We start from the raw sequence: 1,620 nt of genomic DNA on the forward strand, positions 1-1,620 counted from the left end.
GAATCAATTTCATAATGATTTTTGTTTGAAGCTGTAGAATCAGAAAATCAAAGTTCTATTTCAAAAAAGATTACGCAGCAGTTTTACCAGAACGACGAAGTTTCACGAGATCGACGGTTAATTTACAAGCTGTATACACCAAACAAGATAACTGAAAATCGACTGTAGCTAGCTTTCCACGATGACGAATGTTGCCTACTTGAAAGTATTCTTTCAAGTAGGCGTTAACTCGCTCAACTGCTGTGCGCTTTTTGTACAACTCGTAGTAACGATCACTGCCGCGAGCTGGAACCGTATATTTCCGAACATCGGATTCCACTTTCACCTTGTGAACTTTCTGGCACTCCCCATCGCTAAAGGGGCAAGTGGCACATTCTTTGGGTGATGTGTATTTGAGTGTTTCGTACTTTGGATTGAAGCTGTCGTATCGGTAGCTATGACCTTCCTTGCAGACAGGACGGAAATACTTATCCTTACCCTCTATGGGTTGTTCGTTTCGTCGGTTGTAGTCAATGAGTGCTCTGGCTCCGAGATCCTGCGACTGTTGGTAAATTGGAACCAGGTCATATCCGGCATCAGCAAGCACGTAATCAACCTTCAGATTTGGATGATGCTCAGACAGAGATTTTAGTAAGGGAATGGCCAACTTTGCATCATTGACATTACCGGAAGACAGCAATGCGGTAAGAATATACTGGCTTTTGCAATCGACGAGCAAATGTCCTTTAAAGCCATACCAGAACACGTTCTTACCTTCCGAGTTCTTCTTAACGCCCCATTCGGGTGCAAGAGGAATGTGTTCAGATAGTTCCGCAAATGAATATGGAAGCTGCTCTTCGACCTTTTTCTCGAATAAAGGACGGTTTGCTTCTAATTCCAACTGTTCTTGCAGCCATTGATCCCGTTCTGCTTTAGATTTGCGACCGCGCTTCTTCTTCGGAAGTTCAGTTGGCAGTTCGTCGGCGTTATCTGTCGATTGTTTTTTAGGCTGGCGGTCTCTGGCCTCAATATGTGTGGCATCCATAGCGACAACAGTTGCGTCAATAAACCCTTCTTGAAACGCCTGATGAATCAAGCTGTTATGCGTCTCTTGAAAAACGGAAGAGCCTTGCAGTTTCTGAATCATTCTGCTGTAAGAAGCCTCGCTTGGAATACGATCTGAGCCTGTAAATCCGCACTGTGTACTGAATTCCACACTTCGAGTTAGGCGTCTAATGAGATCCTTTATGGTGGGAATTCGCTCCATAATCCTGACGAACAAGGAGACCAGCATCGCAGCATAGTTTAGCTCCGTGGGCTTTCCGTTTAGGCTCTTTTTGGACACCACTTTTAAGAAGGGTGTAATGTCTAGAGTTTCAAACACTAAAGCGTAAGTATCTTTAGGAGACATTTCTAATAGTTCTTGCAAGGAAAATAGCTCTTCTTGGCGAATACTGTACATAGGGAGTCCAACCTTCTCTCAGTGTATGGTAGGGGTACTAAACACTTCGAGATTTGGGGAGGTACTCCTTTTTTCATGTCTTAAAAACTCAAGCTGCTCAAGGCATTCAATTTATGAAATTGATTCAGATAAAAAAAGTATAAGTTCTCAACCTTCGTCTACCTTGACCATGTCCATTA

1 protein-coding gene is annotated in these 1,620 nt (G+C 43.2%); it reads right to left on the reverse strand.

Features of this window, described 5'->3' with window-relative positions:
• Positions 1-70: 70 nt before the first annotated feature.
• Positions 71-1,441, reverse strand: coding sequence for a transposase (locus CF651_RS30500; RefSeq protein WP_094018636.1), 1,371 nt, complete (start codon positions 1,439-1,441; stop codon positions 71-73).
• Between the last annotated feature and the right edge of the window lie 179 nt (positions 1,442-1,620).

This window comes from Paenibacillus rigui (assembly GCF_002234615.1).
GTDB lineage: Bacteria > Bacillota > Bacilli > Paenibacillales > NBRC-103111 > Paenibacillus_S > Paenibacillus_S rigui.

Excerpts from the sequence above, each read along its gene's own strand:
- CF651_RS30500 (WP_094018636.1), bottom strand. The coding sequence starts at position 1,441 with ATGTACAGTATTCGCCAAGAAGAGCTATTTTCCTTGCAAGAACTATTA.